17 protein-coding genes, 1 pseudogene and 1 riboswitch are annotated in these 17,372 nt (G+C 59.7%); of the genes and pseudogenes, 9 read left to right on the forward strand and 9 right to left on the reverse strand.

Translation table 11 applies throughout. The annotated features are described in order from the left end of the window. Positions 1 to 90 precede the first annotated feature (90 nt). Positions 91 to 771: a GntR family transcriptional regulator gene (locus AC1RKH_RS14945; RefSeq protein ID WP_493062869.1), complete on the reverse strand. Its 681-nt coding sequence runs from the start codon at positions 769 to 771 to the stop codon at positions 91 to 93. Between the two features lie 153 nt (positions 772 to 924). On the opposite strand from AC1RKH_RS14945, the gene AC1RKH_RS14950 reads away from it, so the two are divergent. Beyond that, positions 925 to 1,212 carry a PA4642 family protein gene (locus AC1RKH_RS14950; protein WP_123424974.1) on the forward strand — a complete coding sequence of 96 codons (288 nt, stop codon included), beginning with the start codon at positions 925 to 927 and terminating at the stop codon, positions 1,210 to 1,212. 102 nt (positions 1,213 to 1,314) lie between these two features. Here the strand turns inward: AC1RKH_RS14950 and mqo are convergent, their stop codons facing one another. Further along, complete coding sequence (mqo, locus tag AC1RKH_RS14955; RefSeq protein WP_123424975.1) at positions 1,315 to 2,823, reverse strand: malate dehydrogenase (quinone); 1,509 nt, start codon at positions 2,821 to 2,823, stop codon at positions 1,315 to 1,317. A 998-nt stretch (positions 2,824 to 3,821) separates the two neighbouring features. Here mqo and AC1RKH_RS14960 point away from each other — a divergent pair. Further along, positions 3,822 to 4,406 (forward strand): YajG family lipoprotein, encoded by a 585-nt coding sequence (locus AC1RKH_RS14960; protein ID WP_493062870.1) that lies wholly within the window; start codon positions 3,822 to 3,824, stop codon positions 4,404 to 4,406. Positions 4,407 to 4,959: 553 nt separating this feature from the next. Here AC1RKH_RS14960 and AC1RKH_RS14965 read toward each other — a convergent pair. After that, positions 4,960 to 5,166, reverse strand: a complete 207-nt coding sequence (locus AC1RKH_RS14965) for a hypothetical protein (RefSeq protein ID WP_493062871.1) — start codon at positions 5,164 to 5,166, stop codon at positions 4,960 to 4,962. Between the two features lie 181 nt (positions 5,167 to 5,347). Here AC1RKH_RS14965 and AC1RKH_RS14970 point away from each other — a divergent pair, with 181 nt between their 5' ends. Next, complete coding sequence (locus AC1RKH_RS14970; RefSeq protein WP_123424978.1) at positions 5,348 to 5,635, forward strand: hypothetical protein; 288 nt, start codon at positions 5,348 to 5,350, stop codon at positions 5,633 to 5,635. Positions 5,636 to 5,694: 59 nt separating this feature from the next. On the opposite strand, the gene AC1RKH_RS14975 is transcribed toward AC1RKH_RS14970, so the two are convergent. Beyond that, complete coding sequence (locus AC1RKH_RS14975) at positions 5,695 to 6,858, reverse strand: 1-acyl-sn-glycerol-3-phosphate acyltransferase (protein WP_493062872.1); 1,164 nt, start codon at positions 6,856 to 6,858, stop codon at positions 5,695 to 5,697. Positions 6,859 to 7,001: 143 nt separating this feature from the next. On the opposite strand from AC1RKH_RS14975, the gene AC1RKH_RS14980 reads away from it, so the two are divergent. The 3 genes from AC1RKH_RS14980 to AC1RKH_RS14990 are packed head-to-tail and all read left to right on the forward strand — an operon-like array spanning position 7,002 to position 8,114. Beyond that, positions 7,002 to 7,184: a CPXCG motif-containing cysteine-rich protein gene (locus AC1RKH_RS14980; RefSeq protein ID WP_123424980.1), complete on the forward strand. Its 183-nt coding sequence runs from the start codon at positions 7,002 to 7,004 to the stop codon at positions 7,182 to 7,184. Between the two features lie 12 nt (positions 7,185 to 7,196). After that, positions 7,197 to 7,457 carry a putative signal transducing protein gene (locus AC1RKH_RS14985; protein ID WP_123424981.1) on the forward strand — a complete coding sequence of 87 codons (261 nt, stop codon included), beginning with the start codon at positions 7,197 to 7,199 and terminating at the stop codon, positions 7,455 to 7,457. A 36-nt stretch (positions 7,458 to 7,493) separates the two neighbouring features. Next, on the forward strand, positions 7,494 to 8,114 hold the full coding sequence (locus AC1RKH_RS14990; protein WP_103320210.1) for an SOS response-associated peptidase: 621 nt from the start codon (positions 7,494 to 7,496) through the stop codon (positions 8,112 to 8,114). A gap of 126 nt (positions 8,115 to 8,240) precedes the next feature. Here the strand turns inward: AC1RKH_RS14990 and AC1RKH_RS14995 are convergent, their stop codons facing one another. Together AC1RKH_RS14995 and AC1RKH_RS15000 are read right to left on the reverse strand one after the other, a co-directional pair. Continuing rightward, on the reverse strand, positions 8,241 to 9,083 hold the full coding sequence (locus AC1RKH_RS14995) for a methyl-accepting chemotaxis protein (RefSeq protein WP_404942527.1): 843 nt from the start codon (positions 9,081 to 9,083) through the stop codon (positions 8,241 to 8,243). A gap of 12 nt (positions 9,084 to 9,095) precedes the next feature. Next, positions 9,096 to 10,463 (reverse strand): annotated as a pseudogene (locus tag AC1RKH_RS15000) (methyl-accepting chemotaxis protein); the annotation flags it as partial. A 195-nt stretch (positions 10,464 to 10,658) separates the two neighbouring features. Between AC1RKH_RS15000 and AC1RKH_RS15005 the strand changes: the two are divergent. After that, on the forward strand, positions 10,659 to 11,477 hold the full coding sequence (locus AC1RKH_RS15005) for a M48 family metallopeptidase (RefSeq protein ID WP_493062874.1): 819 nt from the start codon (positions 10,659 to 10,661) through the stop codon (positions 11,475 to 11,477). A 130-nt stretch (positions 11,478 to 11,607) separates the two neighbouring features. Here the strand turns inward: AC1RKH_RS15005 and AC1RKH_RS15010 are convergent, their stop codons facing one another. From AC1RKH_RS15010 to AC1RKH_RS15020, 3 genes are all read right to left on the reverse strand, one after another. Further along, entirely contained in the window at positions 11,608 to 12,192 is a 585-nt protein-coding gene (locus AC1RKH_RS15010) for a TMEM165/GDT1 family protein (RefSeq protein WP_123424985.1), read from the reverse strand. 88 nt (positions 12,193 to 12,280) lie between these two features. Continuing rightward, positions 12,281 to 12,404: riboswitch (yybP-ykoY riboswitch) on the reverse strand. A gap of 39 nt (positions 12,405 to 12,443) precedes the next feature. Continuing rightward, positions 12,444 to 13,442, reverse strand: coding sequence for a methyltransferase (locus AC1RKH_RS15015; protein ID WP_123582786.1), 999 nt, complete (start codon positions 13,440 to 13,442; stop codon positions 12,444 to 12,446). A gap of 33 nt (positions 13,443 to 13,475) precedes the next feature. Further along, on the reverse strand, positions 13,476 to 14,441 hold the full coding sequence (locus AC1RKH_RS15020; RefSeq protein WP_493062875.1) for a 2-hydroxyacid dehydrogenase: 966 nt from the start codon (positions 14,439 to 14,441) through the stop codon (positions 13,476 to 13,478). A 250-nt stretch (positions 14,442 to 14,691) separates the two neighbouring features. On the opposite strand from AC1RKH_RS15020, the gene AC1RKH_RS15025 reads away from it, so the two are divergent. Both AC1RKH_RS15025 and AC1RKH_RS15030 read left to right on the forward strand, forming a co-directional pair. After that, entirely contained in the window at positions 14,692 to 15,321 is a 630-nt protein-coding gene (locus AC1RKH_RS15025) for a LysE family translocator (protein ID WP_123424988.1), read from the forward strand. 193 nt (positions 15,322 to 15,514) lie between these two features. Beyond that, complete coding sequence (locus AC1RKH_RS15030; RefSeq protein WP_123424989.1) at positions 15,515 to 17,197, forward strand: fatty acid--CoA ligase; 1,683 nt, start codon at positions 15,515 to 15,517, stop codon at positions 17,195 to 17,197. Positions 17,198 to 17,372: the final 175 nt, after the last annotated feature.

The following is a 17,372-nucleotide window of genomic DNA, read 5'->3' on the forward strand; positions in this document are numbered from 1 at the left end:
CACAGGAAATGTCTGTGCAAGACTGGCGTTTGAGGCGCGGGATGGCTTGAGGGATTTAACCGTTACCGATGACGAAATCGGCACAGTCGATCAGATCCGCGCGGGTGCGTTCGGCAGGTGTTCGTAGAGCGTACGGCACACGCCAATGATGTGTTGCTCAATCAGTTCGGCGGCTTTGTCGACATCGCCGGCCCGGCACGCGGCGAGAATGTCGCGGTGCTCGTGGTCCGCACGGTCCTTGCCTTCGGAAAGGCTCATCTGCATGCGCAGGTAGCGTTCGACCTTGTCGTGAATCGAGCGGATCAGGTTGAGCAGGAACGGCCGCTGCGCCGGCTCGTAGAGGCACGCGTGCAGGGCCCAGTTCAACTCGGCCCAGCGGCCGATGTTGTTCTCGTCGAGGAACTCGGCACAGATACTTTCGGCGCGAGCGAACGTGGCTTCGGTCATGTTCGGCACGGCCAGGCGAATCGCCTGGACCTCCAGCAGCACCCGGACTTCAAAGATCTGCGCCAGTTCGGGCTCGGAAATCTTCGTCACCACCGCGCCCTTGTTGCGCTGAAATTGCACCAGACCTTCCGCCTCAAGACGTTTGAGCGCCTCGCGCACGGGAATCTTGCTGACGTTGAACAGGCGGGCGATGTCGTCCTGACGGATCGGCTCGTCTTCGGCGAAGTGGCCGCCGATGATTGCCTCGCGCAGGTGTTTGGCGATAACTTCCGAAGCCGAGGGCGCAATCCCCAGATTGGGGGCGTTGAAGCTGGGTAGAGGCACTTGAATGAGTCCCGGCAGGCGTGATTGCGGATATTGTATACGAGCGTGTCAGGGCGCCAAGCGCTTTTGCGAGTGAACGCTGGTCGTTGAGGCTTGGGTCGGGGCAGGGGTAAACTGCCCGCCCCGTGTAATGTCTGCGAGCTGGAGTCGGCAATGCGTAAAGATAAGAAACAGGTGATTGGTGACGAGATCGGCGATGCGCAGATCAAATTGTTTCTCGATTTTGAACCGATCGACGCGACTTCACCGTCCCTGCACAAGCTGATCAAGGCTTACCGCGGCCTGCGTATCGATGATTTCGAGCGTTTTCTGGGGTTCTTCGTCGAGGCAGGCCTGGACCTGGACGGCAAGGACGAGCACGGCAAGGACTTTGTTGCCCTGATCCAGGATCAGCGCAACGCTGCTGAGTACATCGAGCTGATCAACAAGGCTCGCGGTTAAGATCAAAAGATCGCAGGCTGCGATCTTTTAAAAGGTATAAAAAAACGCCCCGCTCTCAACGAGAACGGGGCGTTTTCTTTTTTGGGGGAAGGGGGGCGAGCATCAAGCGAAGCTTGGGGTCTCGCTGCTTTCTTCAACCAGTTCCAGCGCGACGTTGTTCTGCGCGTTGATCTTGCGATACAGCGCAGCGTCGGTTTCCAGGACCTTTTCCCGAGCCGGGAAGATTTCCGCCAGCTTGGCTGCCCATTCACCCTTGGCTTTGTTCGGGAAGCATTTCTCGATCAGCTCAAGCATGATCGACACGGTGACCGAGGCGCCAGGCGATGCGCCGAGCAGTGCCGCAAGGGATCCGTCCTTGGCTGCAACCAGTTCGGTACCGAACTGCAGGATGCCGCCTTTTTTCGGGTCTTTCTTGATGATCTGCACGCGTTGGCCAGCGACTTCCAGACGCCAGTCTTCGGCCTTGGCTTCAGGGTAGAAGCGGCGCAGCGACTCCAGGCGTTGTTCCATCGACTGCATCACTTCACTGACCAGGTACTTGGTCAGGTCCATGTTGTTTTTGGCCACGGCCAGCATCGGGCCGATGTTGCCGGCGCGAACCGACATCGGCAGGTCCATGAACGAGCCGTGTTTCAGGAACTTGGTGGTGAAGCCGGCGTAAGGTCCGAACAGCAGGGACTTCTGGCCATCGACGACACGGGTGTCCAGGTGCGGCACCGACATCGGTGGCGAACCCACCGCTGCCTGGCTGTAGACCTTGGCCTGATGGTGTTTGACCACTTCCGGGTTGTCGCAACGCAGCCATTGGCCGCTGATCGGGAAGCCGCCAAAACCTTTGCTTTCTTCGATGCCCGACGCCTGCAACAACGGCAATGCCGCGCCGCCAGCGCCGAGGAAGACGAATTTGGCGTCGACGTCACGGCTGTTGCCGCTGTTGACGTCCTTGATGCTGACGGTCCAGCCGTTGCCGTTACGCTTGAGGCCGGTCACGCGCTTGCAGTACTTGACCTGGGCATCGGGTGCGCTGGTCAGGTGCTTGAGCAGTTGATTGGTCAGGGCGCCGAAGTTGACGTCGGTGCCGTTCATCACGCGGGTTGCGGCGATGACTTCGTCGGCTGGACGACCAGGCATCATCAATGGCATCCAGTCGGCCATTTTTGCCTTGTCTTCGGTGTATTCCATGTCGGCGAAGGCGTGGTGCTTGCTCAGTACCTTGAAACGTTCCTTGAGGAACGAAACGCCAGCGTCACCTTGCACGAAGCTCAGGTGCGGAACCGGGCTGATGAAGGATTTCGACGAGCCGAAGGTGCCTTTTCGGGTCAGGTAGGACCAGAACTGCTTCGACACCTCGAACTGGGTGTTGATGTGCACGGCTTTCTTGATGTCGACGCTGCCGTCAGCGGCCTGTGGCGTGTAGTTCAGCTCACACAGCCCGGCGTGACCGGTACCGGCGTTGTTCCACGGGTTGGAACTCTCCGCGGCACCGGAATCCATCAGCTCGACGACTTCCAGCTTGATTGCGGGGTCGAGCTCTTTGAGCAATACAGCCAGGGTGGCACTCATGATGCCGGCCCCAACCAGTACTACGTCGACTGCTTCGTTATGCGCCATTTAACGCGTCTCCAAAATCTGCAGCACCAAATTGTCGGCATAGCTGCCAGGAGTTACGGGGCATGCTCTGTAGAGCCCCGGGTCACCCATGGCCAGGATCGCCATGTCCGAATCTTCGCAATTTTTTGCAACTTCGACAGACGCTATCTACCGGGCTCAGGGTTCCTATGAACTCACTTCAGCGCGCGGGAGGCAATTCGACTTATGGTCGATACGTCCGTTTGTGCAACCAAATCCGTAGTGGACAGGCTTCAGGCTCCAGTTCTTGAGGAGTACTCGGTCCTGTGTCGTTGGGCTGTTGTAGACGCTAATGGTGCATGTTCAGACGCAAAACTATTCATTTGCTCGCCACACTCTTGTGAAGTTGTGAAAACCCGTTTTTTTCACGCTCTTTTGAAGACGTGAACCTCAAAAAAGGGCTGTCCCAGCCTGGCACTGTGCCCGGATGGATTGCCGCCATGGGATACAGGGCAGGCAAAACGGGCAAACAGCTCAGTGACCGAGCGTAACGACAGCTCTGGCAGATTCGCGAAAAGTGGTGGTTTGCAGGATAAACAGCAAGCTCGCCAGCTTCACTCGATCTGTGTGGGCGGCTCTCTGTGGGCGGTGCGGGGGTGTCAATACAAGCGTATTGACGATGCTGCGAGGCCCGATCAGGAGACGTCCTTATAATCGGGGGGAGATTGTAGCGAAGAAACGCAGGGAAATGGTCGTGTTTAATGACTTTTATTAGCCGTTCGGTCAGATGGACTACACCGTCTGCAACCGTGCGTGAGGATTGCGCGGGCTCAGGCGGGCACTGGCAGGCAGCGGCTGGTGCAACCAGTTGAGACGAATCTCCCGGATTTCCACCCAGAAGTTAGCAGTACGGCATGACACTGAGGTTACCGAGCGCCCGCAAGCGCAGACTTTGCACAAGTCTTCAGGGTTGCTGGTTTGAAGCGCGTGCCGACCGCTATACTGCCGATCAGTTCGTATTTGTATCTGGAGAGTAGCGCATGTTGCAACGCCTGTTGTTCGGTTTGATCACTGTGACCAGCTTGACCCTGGTTGGCTGCGCCAACAGCCCGCAGCAACTAGCCCCGGAGCCTAAGCTCACGACTCAGCTGGCGCCGGTCGGGCATGGTCAGCCGGTGGTGGTGAGGGTGGTCGATGGCCGACCGTCACCAACCTTGGGCACCCGTGGTGGCCTGTACCCTGAAACCAGCGCAATCACGGTGCAAGGTGCGCAAATTTTGCCGAAGTTGCAGGCTCAGGCCGAAGCGGCTGTGCGTTTGTTGGGTTTCACTCCAACGCCTAATGCTTACAACGCGCCGCAGTTGACGGTGACGCTGGCGGAATTGACGTATCAGTCGCCTAAAGAAGGTATGTATGTGACTGAAGCGACTATTGGCGCGGCTTTCCGCTCTGATGTGCAGAATGCCAACCGTCGTTACAGTGGCCATTATGCGGCGTCGCTGAATCAGCGTTTTGGCATGGCGCCGAATCAGGAAACCAACACCAAGCTGGTGAGCGATGTGTTGAGCGATGCGTTGACCCGGTTGTTCAAGGATCCGACGGTGGGTCAGGTGCTCGGCGAATAACGTGAGCCCCTGTAGGAGCTGAGCTTGCTCGCGATGGCGGCCTGACAGCCGCCCAATCTCCCGCAGATGTACACCAACCAAACCTGTGGGAGCGAGCCTGCTCGCGATAGCGGCCTGATAGCCGACTAATCTCTTGCAGGTGTACATATCCATTTCTGCGGTAACGGCGGCTGGCGGTTTCGCCCTTACGGCGCCTCACTTTTCCAAACGACGAAAAGTAAGCAAAAGTCTTCGCCCCAAGCGTCCGGCCCCTCGCTTAGGCTCGGCGTTCCCTCGCTCCGGCATTCATCAGGGGGCATCGCCTCCGGTCTGCTTCGCGACGACCTCCTCTCGATGTGTCCGGCTGCGCCGTACGGCGCTGCGCGCCCACCCCCTGATGAACACCTCCACTCGGCCTCCCGACGGGGCGGGTGGATCAACAGCAAAGCACGGCGGCCTGACAGCCGGCCTGAGTGGTAGGGGCGCATCACTTCGTTGTGGGTGGGGGGATTCCGTAGGAGCTGCCGAAGGCTGCGATCTTTTGATCCTGGCTTTTTGACGGGTACCGCGGCTTCTAGGCCGCGTCTACATAAAAATCCAGCATGCTCACGCCGGTCAGCAGGTCAGTTTCCGGCAGGTCGGCGTGTTGGTGGCCGCCCAGGGCGCAGTAGACGAGCCAGTGGCGGTCCTGGACGTTGAAGGCGAGGCTGCCGACAAGGTTTTGTTGTTCGTCGCTGGGGGTGATCAGGTAGAGGCGATCCTGGTTTTCTGCGTGCAGCATGACAGGCTCCGTGTCGGATTCGAGGGGCGACAGACTGGCTTGTTAAGGTGACGTTCAGGTGACAGCGCAGATTAATCAGTAAATTGCCGGTCACTGGAGTGCAAAGCGCAGGGCGTAAAAAACGTTTGGCTACTTGCAGCTGTTTTCAGGCCACAGGCGCTTTTTTTACGTGAGGGTCATGATGTCGCTGCACATGAGCTGGTCTGCTGTCAGTGCCCATCCCGGGAGCCTGATGAATTTTTTCGCGTTGTTGATCGCCTTGCCCGGTGCCTGGCTGTTGCACGTGACCCGTCGCCGTGAACAGCTGGCGCTGAAGAAGCTGGCGGCACAAAGCGCGGTACGGGCGATCGATGAACCGATGCTGTTTCTGGACATCGCGACGCTGCGGATGAACCGGTTTTTCTACCGTTTCGGCTTTGTCTGCCTGGCCTTGGCGCTACTGCTGTCGTGGATCAGCAGGCATTTTTGAGGTTTGCATCACCCATGAAAACGGCGCCCCGAGGCGCCGTTGTTGTATTCAGCCAAGCCTTACAGCGGTAAACCCGCTTTGACCCGGTACTGATTGCGCACCGGTGTTGCGTATTGCAGCACCAGGAACGGCCGATGTTCCTCGGGGCAGGCATCGAGGCGGCTTTGCCACTCTTGCTGGGCTTTTGCCAGTTCCTCGGCCGGGAACAGTTTGGCTGCGCTTGGCACTTGCAGTTGCGGGTCGGCGCTGCTCCATTGGGCGTACGCCAGGTAGTGCACCGGGAACAACCGGTAGCCACCGAGGATCTGCCGGTCCATCTCGATTGCCAATAGCTTGGTGTCTTCGAACTGCTCGCTGATCGGTGCGGCGAAGTTCACGTGGACCCGGCCTTTGTAGCCGGTGATGCCTTTGGCGATGCTCACATCATCCTCGCCGGGCACCTTGGTGTAGCTGCCGGTGGTGGCGCGGATGTACAGCTCGCGGGCCTTGGCCTGATCGCACGGGTCGTACTCGTAACTGATCGACACCGGCGTCAGGTTCAGCGACTTGATGACCTCGCCAAACGGCTCGTCCTTGCGGCTCATGTGGAACATCTTGAGGATCGCCGACTCGGTACGGTCGTCACCGTCCTTGGCGCGGCCTTCGGCCTGGGCGATCCAGATCGACTGGCAATCGTTGAGGATCGAGTGATTGATGTAGCCCGACAGCAACTGATACGCCGCCATCTTCTCGCGACGGCCGCTGATGGAGCGGTGCACGATAAAGCTCTTGTTCAGGCGCATCAGATCGCTGACGAAGGGCTTTTGCAGCAGGTTGTCACCAATCGCGATGCGTGGCGTCGGCAGGCCGGCGTGGTAGATCGCGTAGTTGACGAAGGCCGGGTCCATCACGATGTCGCGGTGGTTGGCCAGGAACAGATAAGCGCTGCCGGACTTGAATTGTTCGACGCCGGTATAGGTCACGCCGTCGGTGGCCCGCTCGATGGTGTGATCGACATAAAACTCGACCTTGTCCTGCAGGGTCGCCACCGAACTGATGCCGGCAAACTCACGGCGCAGCCGATAAGCTATAAGTGGTTTGAGCATCCAGCCGAATGCACCGGCAAAACGCGGGAAGCGGAAGTGGGTGAGGATATCTAGAAACGCCTTGTCGCCCAGCAACCGTGCCAGCACTGCTGGGACTTCGCTGTCGTCGTAAGGTCGGATGGCATCGAATTCGCCCATCATGCTCTCTTGTTAGAAACGGCTAGGGTAAGTAATGGATTAGATCGATTACGGCAGGAGTACGGTCTGAAAAATACGCTCAAACAAAAATGGCCCTGCAAATAGACCGGCGATTATACGCACAAGTCACTTGGGAGACCGCGATGCTGGAAACCGAGCGCTATGAATGTCCTTATTGTGGTGAAGAGTCAGAGGCCGTTCTGGATTTGTCGGGAGGGGATCAGACGTATATTGAGGATTGCCCCGTGTGTTGTCGGCCGATCAAATTTACTCTGCAGACCGACGGTCATGAATGGATGCTCGAAGTTCACAGCGAAAACGAGTGAAGGGTGGCGTCTATGCAGCGCATCTACGAACCGGAAAACCTGATGGAAGGCGAGTTGTTGCAAGGCATGCTGGCCAGCGAAGGCGTAGAGGCTCATCTGGTGGGGCGTGATCTGCTGGGTGGCGCGGGTGAATTGCCGGTGTTCGGGCTGCTGGGGTTGGCGGTGGATAACGATCAGGCGCAATACGCGCGCGAGTTGATCACCGCGTACAATGCCGCGCTGCCGATGCCCGGCGACGAACCGGATAGCTTTCCCGACGTCCTGGTCTGTTAGGCTGGCCTCCGTTTTCGTTCAGAGTCGTGTTGCCCCATGTGTGGACGTTTTGCCCTGTTTCGTTGGAACCCCGCGTTCGCGGCCTTGCCCGGCTTCCCGGCCGATCAGCAGGCGCAGTGGAATATTTCGCCCAATGATTCGGTGCTGATCCTGCGTGCCGAGGCGGGCCAGCGCACGCTTGCCCGCGCACGTTGGGGGCTGACGCCGCCGTGGCTGACCGATTTGTCGAAGACCCCGGCCCACGCCCGGGCAGAGACCGTCGCCGAGCAGCCGATGTTTCGTGAGGCGTTCCGTCTGCGCCGTTGCCTGTTACCGGCCAACGGCTTCTACGAATGGCGCGGCACCACCCGCAAGCGCCCGTACTGGCTGACGCCAGGCGAAGGTTCGGCGCTGTTTTTTGCGGCGATCTGGGAAGCGTATCCGGTGCAGGAACAGGTGTGGCTCAGTACGGCGGTGGTGACTCAGGCGGCGTCGAATCAGCGTCGTCCGTTGATTCTCGATGCTGCTGGTCAGGAAGCCTGGCTCAACCCCGAAACCCCATTGCACACCTTACAGGCGCTGCTCGCCAGCGAACCTGCCGCATTGCGCGAGCGGGTGCTGGCGAATCTGGTGAATGATCCGAAACTCAATGCGCCGGAATGTTTGACGCCGGGTTGATGAGTTGTCTGTGCTGACGCCATCGCGAGCAAGCTCGCTCCCACACTGGATCTCCATTGTTCGTGGATTTTGTATCCACTGGAGATCAAATGTGGGAGCGAGCTTGCTCGCGATGGGGCTTTGGGATCAGACCTTGAACTGATTGATCAACCGCCGCTGTTGCTCGGCCAGTTTGGTCAGATCCGCACTGGCCGCGCTCGACTCATCCGCGCCGCCCGCGACCTCATTGGCCACCTGACCGATGTTGATCACGTTGCGGTTGATGTCATCGGCCACCGCGCTTTGCTCTTCGGCGGCGCTGGCAATCTGGGTGTTCATGTCGTTGATCACCGAAACCGCCTGAGTGATGGTCTCCAGCGCCTGCGCCGCCTTGGCCGCGTGCTGCACGCTTTCGTCGGTCTTGTTCTGGCTGTCTTCCATCACCCGCACCACGTCGCGCGTGCCTTGCTGCAACTGCTGAATCATCGTCTGGATTTCTTCAGTTGCCTGCTGGGTTTTCTGCGCCAGGTTGCGCACTTCATCGGCCACCACCGCAAACCCACGACCTTGTTCACCGGCCCGTGCGGCCTCGATGGCGGCGTTCAACGCTAGCAGGTTGGTCTGCTCGGCAATCCCGCGAATGGCGATCAGGATCGCGTTGATGTTCTCGCTGTCCTTGGCCAGGGTTTGCACCACGCCGACCGCTTTGCCGATTTCCACCGCGAGGACGCCAATCGAAGTCGAGGTGTCGCGCACGATTTGCATGCCCTGGGCTGCAGCCTGATCGGCATGGCTGGCGGCTTGTGCAGCCTGGGTCGCGTTGCGCGCTACGTCCTGGGCGGTGGCGGTCATTTCCTGCACCGCGGTGGCCACCTGATCGATCTCGGCCATTTGCTTGTGCACGCCGAGGTTGGTGCGAATGGCGATGTCGGCGGTATGTTCGGACGAATCGCTGACGCTCTGCACCGAGGTCACCACCTGGGTGATCATTGCCTGCAACTTGGCGAGGAAGGTATTGAAGCCCTTGGCGATCGAGCCGAGTTCGTCGGCACGGTCGCTGGTCAGGCGGCGCGTCAGGTCACCTTCGCCCTGAGCGATATCATCGAGCATCGCGACCATCTGCTTCAGTGGCCGGGCGATGCCGTGGCCGACCAGCCAGATCACCAGCAAGCCCAGGCCGGCAATCACCAGACCGACCATGGCCATGCCAAAGGTGTCAGCCTTGCGCTGGGTGTTGAGGTCGCCCTGCAGTTGTTGCAAGTCAGCCATGACCGCGTTCAGCGGCAGTTGCAGCAGCAGGGTCCAGCGCGCATCGGTCTGGCCGATGCCGAACGGCAGGTACAGCTCGATCCTGCCGTGGGCCTTGTCGACGTTATAGGTCACTTCGCCGCGATTGAGCTTGCCGAGGTTGGCGACTTGAGTGGCGTCGAGGATGTCGCTGACCTTCTCACCGAACTTGCTCGGGTCCTTGGTGTAGGCCACCAGACGCTGGTTGCCGCCGATCAGCGCCATTTCACCGGCACCGTTATAGAGCTTCTGGTTCGCGGCCAGGAGCATTTCCTGAATGAAGTTCACCGACAAGTCGGCGCCGACGATGCCTTGAAAGGTGCCGTTGAGCATGATCGGTTCAATAAAGGAGGCGAGCATGACGATCTTGTCGCCGACCTTGTAAGGCGCCGGGTCGATCACGCAGGATTTTTTGCTTTCCTGGGAGCACAGGTAGTACTCACTGGCGCGCACTCCGGTAGAGAGCACGGTGCGGTCGTTGACGTCTGCCAGCTTGTCGACGCCCAGGCTGCCGTCGTCATTGCGGAACCACCACGGCAGAAAGCGCCCGGTGGTGGCATCGATACCGACGGTTTTACTGCCGATGTAGGCCGCGTCGTTGTGATCCAGCGCGTTCGGTTCCCAGCCGATGTAGGTGCCGAGAATTTTCGGATTCTTCGCGACGTTTTCCTTGATCAGGCTGATCAACTGCTCACGGCTGAGGGCAAGCGAGGGTTTGCCGTCGGCATCCTGGGAGCCGATCAAGGCGTTGACCCGAACCAGTCCGCCGGCGATCAGCAGGGGCGCTTCGAGTTCGCGCTGGATCTGGCTGACCTGGGTTTGTGCCAGTCCACGCAAACGTTGCTCGATGACTTGCTCAAATTGCGCCTGGGTCCGCTCCTGGACCATTTCCTGGGTGCGCGCGCCGGAAAACAGCGCATACAGCACCAGCGCAGCCACCACGCTGAGCACGATGGCGCCGGCGAGCGCGGCGACGGAAAACTGGATCGACTTGAATTTCATAAAGGCTCCGGACGCGGGAATGACGTCTGCCGGGTTGTATCGGCGCACGTGAGGCGGTCCATGAGCGGATTCTTTGCACATGACTGTTTTTGATCTGTGTAGGTCGCATCGAGACAGGTGCCGGGCCTTGAGGAATTCGGGCTTGCGCTGTTTTATGAATTTATTGCGACAGTGAGGTGGTATGTATCTGGAAATGACGTGCTACACGTCTGTTGTATCTGGCGCAGATACATTGCACCGCCTAGGATACGCGGCATGTTTTCAGGGAGTTTGTTGATGAATAAAACATTGGTTTTGTGTGCTTTGAGTGCAAGCCTGCTGCTCAGTGGCTGCCAGTCGGTCAACACCACCAACGGCGGCGCGGTGGGCGTGGAGCGCAAGCAGTACATGTTCAGCATGCTGTCGAGCGATGAGGTCAATCAGATGTATGCCCAGTCCTACCAAAAGACGGTGGGGGAGGCGAGCAACAAGGGTGTGCTGGACAAGAACAGTAACGAGGCCAAACGGGTTCAGGCGATTGCCAATCGGCTGATCGCCCAGGCCCCGGTCTTCCGGCCGGATTCGGCGCAGTGGCAGTGGGAAGTCAACTTGATCAAGAGTGACGAACTCAACGCCAACTGTGGTCCTGGCGGCAAGATCATTTTCTACACCGGGCTGATCGACAGCCTGAAGCTCACCGACGATGAAATCGCTGCGGTCATGGGCCACGAAATCGCCCACGCCTTGCGCGAGCATGGTCGTGAAGCGATGTCCAAGGCCTATGGCATTGAAATGGCCAAGCAGGGCGCGGGTGCCTTGCTCGGGTTGGGACAGGACACCTTGGCACTGGCTGATACGGTGGCCAACTACGGCATGACCTTGCCCAACAGTCGTGCCAATGAAAACGAAGCCGACCTGATCGGTCTGGAACTGGCCGCCCGCGCCGGTTACGACCCGAACGCGGCAATCACCCTGTGGGACAAAATGAGCAAGGCGTCCGAAAGTTCGCCGCCAGAGTTCATGAGCACTCACCCGGCCTCCAGCAGCCGGGTTGCGTCGCTAAAGGCAGCGATTCCGAAAGTCATGCCGCTTTACCAGCAGGCCAAAAAATCCTGAGCCAATGATCGTTCCCACGCTCTGCGTGGGAATGCATCCAGTGACGCTCCGCGTCACAGCATTCGAAGCGGACGCGGAGCGTCCAGGGCGGCATTCCCACGCAGAGCGTGGGAACGATCTTCCTGCTGGGTTACACCCACCCGCTGCTCTGCATCGCCTTGTACACAGCCACAATGGCAAGGATGAAGAACGCCGACGCTGCCAGGCGACGGATCAGGGTCAGGGGCAGTTTGTCTGCGGCAAAATTACCGGCCAGCACCACCGGCACGTTGGCGATCAGCATGCCGAGCGTGGTGCCGATGATCACCAGCCACAGCTCAGGGTACTGAGCGGCGAGCATCACAGTGGCGATCTGGGTCTTGTCGCCGATTTCCGCGAGGAAGAATGCAATCAGCGTGGTCAGGAACGGTCCGAATTTGCGTGCGGTGCTGGCTTCGTCGTCATCCATCTTGTCCGGCACCAAGGTCCACAGCGCCGTCGCGGTAAAGCTCGCGGCGAGGATCCAGTGCAGTGTCGCATCCGAGAAGAAACTCCCGAACCAGGCACCGACAGCACCCGCAGCGGCGTGGTTGGCCAGGGTTGCAGCAACGATACCGGCGATGATCGGCCAGGGTTTGCGAAAGCGTGCGGCGAGAATGAGCGCGAGCAATTGCGTCTTGTCGCCGATTTCGGCCAAGGCAACGACTGCAGTAGGGACGAGCAGAGAATCCAGCATCAGGGTTTTCCTAAGGGGCGGGTCGACACGGCTATGACACGTACAGCCTCCCCGCCCCGGGTAAGGTGTGCGTGTCATAGGTCTTGTCAAACCCTGCGATCCGTCTGTGCGGTCGCTTGGGTCGCATACGCCATGGTCTGAGGACCAAGTATGTTGACGTATGCCGGACGAGCATGGCGCTCGTGGGAGACTACTCCCCTAGGACGGAGCGGATTCTGCCTAGGCAAAATCCATTCGGCAAGCGCTAATTTCTAGCCGCGTTTGGCCCGGTAGATTCGAAAACCCTGACCTTCGGCCTTGATCGCACAGACACCGAGATGCTCCTCGATCAGCGGCTGATATTTCAGGAAACTGTTGGCCACCAGCCGAAGCTCGCCACCGTTTTTCAGATGTTTGGCTGCTTTTCGCAGCAAATTCTCCGTGGCGTGATAATCGGTATGGACCCCGACATGGAACGGCGGGTTGCTCAGAATCGCGCTCAACCCCATCGGGGCAGCGTCGATACCATCACCCGTCAGTACCTCGGCTTCCAGACCATTGGCGGCCAATGTCAGGCGACTGCTGGCCGCGGCGAACGCATCAACGTCGAGCAGGGTGACGGTGTTGTGTGGATAACGCCGTTTCACCGCCGCGCCCAAAACGCCTGCACCACAACCGAAGTCCAGCAAGTGACCGCTCGGCAGTTTGTCCAGGTGTTCGAGCAGCAGGGCACTGCCGCGATCCAGTCGACCGTGACTGAATACGCCCGGCAAGCTGATGACTTTCAGCGGGCCTTCTGCCAACGGCAGCTCGTATTCCTGCGCCAGGCTTTCCAGCGATTTGGCCTCGGGTGCGTTGGCCACGGTCACCTGCCAGAGTTGGCAGTGACGTGCGCTGTCGAGCTTGCGCGGTTTGCCAAAGGGGTTCAGCTGTTTGGCGGCGCCTTCGATGCCGCTGCGTTTTTCACCCACCAGATACAGCTCACGACCGGCCAGGCGCGAGGCGAGGGCGTTGAGGATGTAGTCGGTCAAATCCTTGGATTTGGGCAGGAACACCACGGCTGTTTCAAATTCACGGCTCGGAGCATTCACGCCAAAGTGGCTGCGCTCGGCAAAGCGTGCGTCCAGCGCCGCTTGGTCGCCGGCATGCCAGCACCAGCCGTGAGCGTTGGGCAATTTGCCCAGCAAGTCATCGGCGGGCAAGCCGGCCAGCAGCAACTCGCCTTGAAACAACTCGGCCTGACGAAGCAGTACTTCACTGCGCGGATCCATACTCTGCTCCTTGAAAAAAAGTGCGGCAGTTTATCAACTGACGACCCGCAGCGCTGTACCGCTGAAGAAGCCTTGAGCATTTTCGGTCAACTGACCGACGATCCGTTGCCGCGCCTCGCGGCTGCCCCAGGCGTTGTGCGGGGTGACGATCAAGCGTGGAATGTCGCCGGCCAACAGTGGATTGCCGGCGGTGGGTGGCTCGACGCTCAGGACGTCGGTCGCCGCACCGCCCAGATGACCACTGCGTAAGGCATCGGCCAAGGCTTGTTCGTCGATCAGGCCACCGCGAGCGGTGTTGACCACAAAGGCACCGGGTTTGAGCAGCGCCAGTTCGCGGGCGCCGATGAAATTGCGGGTATGTTCGTTGAGCGGGCAGTGCAGGGTCAGCGCGTCGATTTGCGGTAGCAGTTCATCCAGCGGCAAGCGGTCGGCGCGGGCCGGGCGTCCAGGCAGTTGGCCGAGCAACACGCGCATGCCGAAGGCTTCGGCCAGCCGCGCTACGGCGCCCCCCAACTCACCATGGCCGAGCAGACCGAGGGTTTTGCCTTCGAGTTCGACGATCGGGAAATCCAGCAGGCAGAACTGTTTGGCCTGCTGCCAGCGACCTTCACCGACGGCTTTCTGGTAGTCGCTCAGGCGGGTGGCGAGGTTGAGCAGCAACATGATCGTGTGTTGCGCCACCGAAGGCGTGCCGTAACCCTGGCAGTTGCTCACGGTAATCCCTTGGGCGCGGGCGGCGGCCAGGTCGACGTTGTTGGTGCCGGTGGCGGCGATCAGGATCAGCTTCAGCTCGGGGCAGGCTTTGAGCGTTTCGGCATTCAGCAGGACTTTGTTGCTGATCGCTACGCTGGCGCCTTGCAGTCGTTCGACGATGTTGTCAGGCGTGGTCAGCGAGCGCAGCTGCAAGTCATCAAAGCATTGCTGCAATCGACTGAGGTCAAGGTCGCCGAGGTCCAGGGAACTGTGGTCGAGGAATACGGCGCGGCGATTGTTCGTCATTAACTGTACCTTTTGCGCGTGAGTCTGAAGGCGTAATCTGCCGAGCCTACCAGATGAACTGTGGCGAGGGAGCTTGCTCCCGCTGGGTTGCGAAGCAGCCCTGAGCCCTGCAACCGCGTTTCGTCAGGTGTACAGAGTTGATGGCTTTGCGACTGCTGCGCAGCCGAGCGGGAGCAAGCTCCCTCGCCACATGGATGATGTTTGACCAAAGAATCTTCAATTGAATGGCCTACCCCGAAGGAGCCCCCCCATGTACTGGACAGAGTTTTTGACCGTCGCCCTGATTCACCTGCTTGCGGTGGCAAGCCCAGGCCCGGACTTTGCCGTAGTGGTGCGTGAGGCCGTGACCCACGGTCGTCGCGCCGGGACGTGGACGGCGCTGGGCGTCGGCTCGGCGATCTTCCTGCACGTGGGCTACTCGTTGCTCGGTATCGGCCTGATCGTGTCGCAGTCGATCATGCTGTTCAACGCGCTGAAATGGCTGGCGGCCGCCTACCTGCTGTACATCGGTTTCAAGGCCCTGCGCGCGCAACCGGCGAAGCCTGCCACCGAAAACCTGCACAAGGAAGCCGGCGAGCGCACCGCCCGCGGCGCGTTCACCGCAGGGTTCGTGACCAACGGCCTGAACCCCAAAGCCACGCTGTTCTTCCTGTCGCTGTTCACCGTGGTGATCAACCCGCATACACCGCTGGCGATTCAGGCCGGTTACGGCGTTTACCTGGCCGCGGCCACCGCGACCTGGTTCTGCCTGGTGGCAATGCTGTTCAGCCAACAGCGCGTACGGGCCGGTTTTGCCCGCATGGGGCATTGGTTCGATCGCACGATGGGCGTGGTGCTGATTGCCATCGGCGTGAAGCTGGCGTTTACCGAGATGCATTGATCGGGAATCGCTCTCGACGCTAACGAAGATCGCTTCCTACGGTTGATTGCGTGGTGGCAGGAAGGATGCTGGCGCAAAGCTAGCATTTGTACGGCTGTGCAAATCATCCCTTTGGCTGATTTAGCTGGCGTTCAGGCTGACTAAAGTGCTTATCTTTTCAGCCACGACCGTGCAGTCAGATAAAGGGATGCTTATGTTGGAGACTCGCGTTATTCCGCCAGCCAAAGGCGCTTATCAATACCCGCTGTTGATCAAGCGGTTGCTGATGTCCGGCAGCCGCTACGAGAAAACCCGCGAGATCGTTTACCGCGACAAATTGCGCTACAGCTATCCGACCCTCATCGAGCGTGTCGCGCGGCTGGCCAACGTACTGACGGCGGCCGGGGTCAAGGCCGGGGATACCGTGGCGGTGATGGATTGGGACAGCCATCGCTATCTGGAATGCATGTTTGCCATCCCGATGATCGGTGCGGTGATCCACACCATCAACGTGCGCCTGTCACCCGAGCAGATCCTCTACACCATGAACCACGCCGAGGACCGCTTCGTGCTGGTCAACAGTGAGTTCGTCGGGCTCTATCAGGCGATTGCCGGGCACCTGACCACCGTCGAGAAAACCCTGCTGCTCACCGACTTGCCGGAAAAAACCGCCGATCTGCCCAACCTGGTGGGCGAGTACGAGCAACTGCTGGCCGCCGCGAGCCCGCAGTACAGCTTCGAAGATTTCGACGAAAATTCGGTGGCGACCACGTTCTACACCACCGGCACCACCGGCAATCCCAAAGGCGTGTATTTCACCCACCGGCAACTGGTGCTGCACACCATGGGCGTGTCGACGATCATGGGCAGCATCGACAGCGTGCGCCTGCTGGGCACCAACGACGTGTACATGCCGATCACCCCGATGTTCCACGTGCATGCCTGGGGCTTGCCGTACGTGGCGACCATGCTTGGGCTCAAGCAGGTTTACCCCGGCCGTTACGACCCGGAATACCTGGTCGAGTTGTGGCGCAAGGAGAAGGTCAGCTTCTCCCATTGCGTGCCGACCATCCTGCAAATGGTCCTCAACGCCAAGGCCGCACAAGGCACGGATTTCGGCGGCTGGAAAATCGTCATCGGCGGCAGCGCCCTGAATCGTGCGCTGTACGAAGCAGCCAAGGCCAAGGGCATTCAGTTGACCGCCGCCTATGGCATGTCGGAAACCGGGCCGCTGGTGTCCTGCGCTCATCTCAACGATGAGTTGATGGCCGGCACCGAAGACGAACGCACCACCTATCGCATCAAGGCCGGCGTGCCCGGCCCCTTGGTTGAAGCGGCAATCATTGACGCTGACGGTCACTTCCTGCCGGCGGACGGCGAGTCCCAGGGCGAACTGGTGCTGCGTGCGCCGTGGCTCACCGAAGGTTATTTCAATGAACCGCAGAAGGGCGAAGAGCTCTGGGCCGGGGGTTGGCTGCATACCGGCGACGTTGCGACCCTGGACAGCATGGGGGTGATCGACATCCGCGACCGGATCAAGGATGTGATCAAGACCGGTGGCGAGTGGATTTCCTCCCTGGACCTCGAAGACCTGATCAGTCGCCATCCGGCGGTACGTGAAGTAGCAGTGGTCGGTATCCCGGATCCGCAATGGGGCGAACGCCCGTTTGCCTTGCTGGTGGTCCGTGAAAGCCACGTGATTGGGGCCAGGGAGCTCAAGGAACATCTCAAGCCTTTCGTCGAACTGGGGCACCTGAGCAAGTGGGCCATCCCGAGCCAGATCGCCCTTGTTACTGAAATTCCCAAGACCAGTGTCGGCAAGCTCGACAAGAAGCGTATCCGCGTCGACATCGCACAATGGCAGGCCAGCAACAGCACCTTCCTTTCGACACTTTAAGTGTCCTTTGCCGTGCCCGAAAGGGCCCGGTAAGCCCACCAAGCAAGCGCTTGGCTTGTTTATTCCAAATTTTCAGCCATCCTTGCCGGGCCGACATCTGTCGGGCTGGCACAGGACTGTTCCAGGGTGGTCGGGGGCTGCAAATCACACTTTAGAGGGATCAAGCAGTACCACC

It is taken from the genome of Pseudomonas sp. GW822-FHT06B12 (assembly GCF_058799675.1).

What these genes read in the sequence shown, in the direction of transcription:
- AC1RKH_RS14950 (WP_123424974.1), top strand. Translation starts at nt 925, where the DNA reads ATGCGTAAAGATAAGAAACAGGTGATTGGTGACGAGATCGGCGATGCG.
- mqo (WP_123424975.1), bottom strand. Translation starts at nt 2,823, where the DNA reads ATGGCGCATAACGAAGCAGTCGACGTAGTACTGGTTGGGGCCGGCATC.
- AC1RKH_RS14960 (WP_493062870.1), top strand. Translation starts at nt 3,822, where the DNA reads ATGTTGCAACGCCTGTTGTTCGGTTTGATCACTGTGACCAGCTTGACC.
- AC1RKH_RS14965 (WP_493062871.1), bottom strand. Translation starts at nt 5,166, where the DNA reads ATGCTGCACGCAGAAAACCAGGATCGCCTCTACCTGATCACCCCCAGC.
- AC1RKH_RS14970 (WP_123424978.1), top strand. Translation starts at nt 5,348, where the DNA reads ATGTCGCTGCACATGAGCTGGTCTGCTGTCAGTGCCCATCCCGGGAGC.
- AC1RKH_RS14975 (WP_493062872.1), bottom strand. Translation starts at nt 6,858, where the DNA reads ATGGGCGAATTCGATGCCATCCGACCTTACGACGACAGCGAAGTCCCA.
- AC1RKH_RS14980 (WP_123424980.1), top strand. Translation starts at nt 7,002, where the DNA reads ATGCTGGAAACCGAGCGCTATGAATGTCCTTATTGTGGTGAAGAGTCA.
- AC1RKH_RS14985 (WP_123424981.1), top strand. Translation starts at nt 7,197, where the DNA reads ATGCAGCGCATCTACGAACCGGAAAACCTGATGGAAGGCGAGTTGTTG.
- AC1RKH_RS14990 (WP_103320210.1), top strand. Translation starts at nt 7,494, where the DNA reads ATGTGTGGACGTTTTGCCCTGTTTCGTTGGAACCCCGCGTTCGCGGCC.
- AC1RKH_RS14995 (WP_404942527.1), bottom strand. Translation starts at nt 9,083, where the DNA reads ATGATCACCCAGGTGGTGACCTCGGTGCAGAGCGTCAGCGATTCGTCC.
- AC1RKH_RS15005 (WP_493062874.1), top strand. Translation starts at nt 10,659, where the DNA reads ATGAATAAAACATTGGTTTTGTGTGCTTTGAGTGCAAGCCTGCTGCTC.
- AC1RKH_RS15010 (WP_123424985.1), bottom strand. Translation starts at nt 12,192, where the DNA reads ATGCTGGATTCTCTGCTCGTCCCTACTGCAGTCGTTGCCTTGGCCGAA.
- AC1RKH_RS15015 (WP_123582786.1), bottom strand. Translation starts at nt 13,442, where the DNA reads ATGGATCCGCGCAGTGAAGTACTGCTTCGTCAGGCCGAGTTGTTTCAA.
- AC1RKH_RS15020 (WP_493062875.1), bottom strand. Translation starts at nt 14,441, where the DNA reads ATGACGAACAATCGCCGCGCCGTATTCCTCGACCACAGTTCCCTGGAC.
- AC1RKH_RS15025 (WP_123424988.1), top strand. Translation starts at nt 14,692, where the DNA reads ATGTACTGGACAGAGTTTTTGACCGTCGCCCTGATTCACCTGCTTGCG.
- AC1RKH_RS15030 (WP_123424989.1), top strand. Translation starts at nt 15,515, where the DNA reads ATGTTGGAGACTCGCGTTATTCCGCCAGCCAAAGGCGCTTATCAATAC.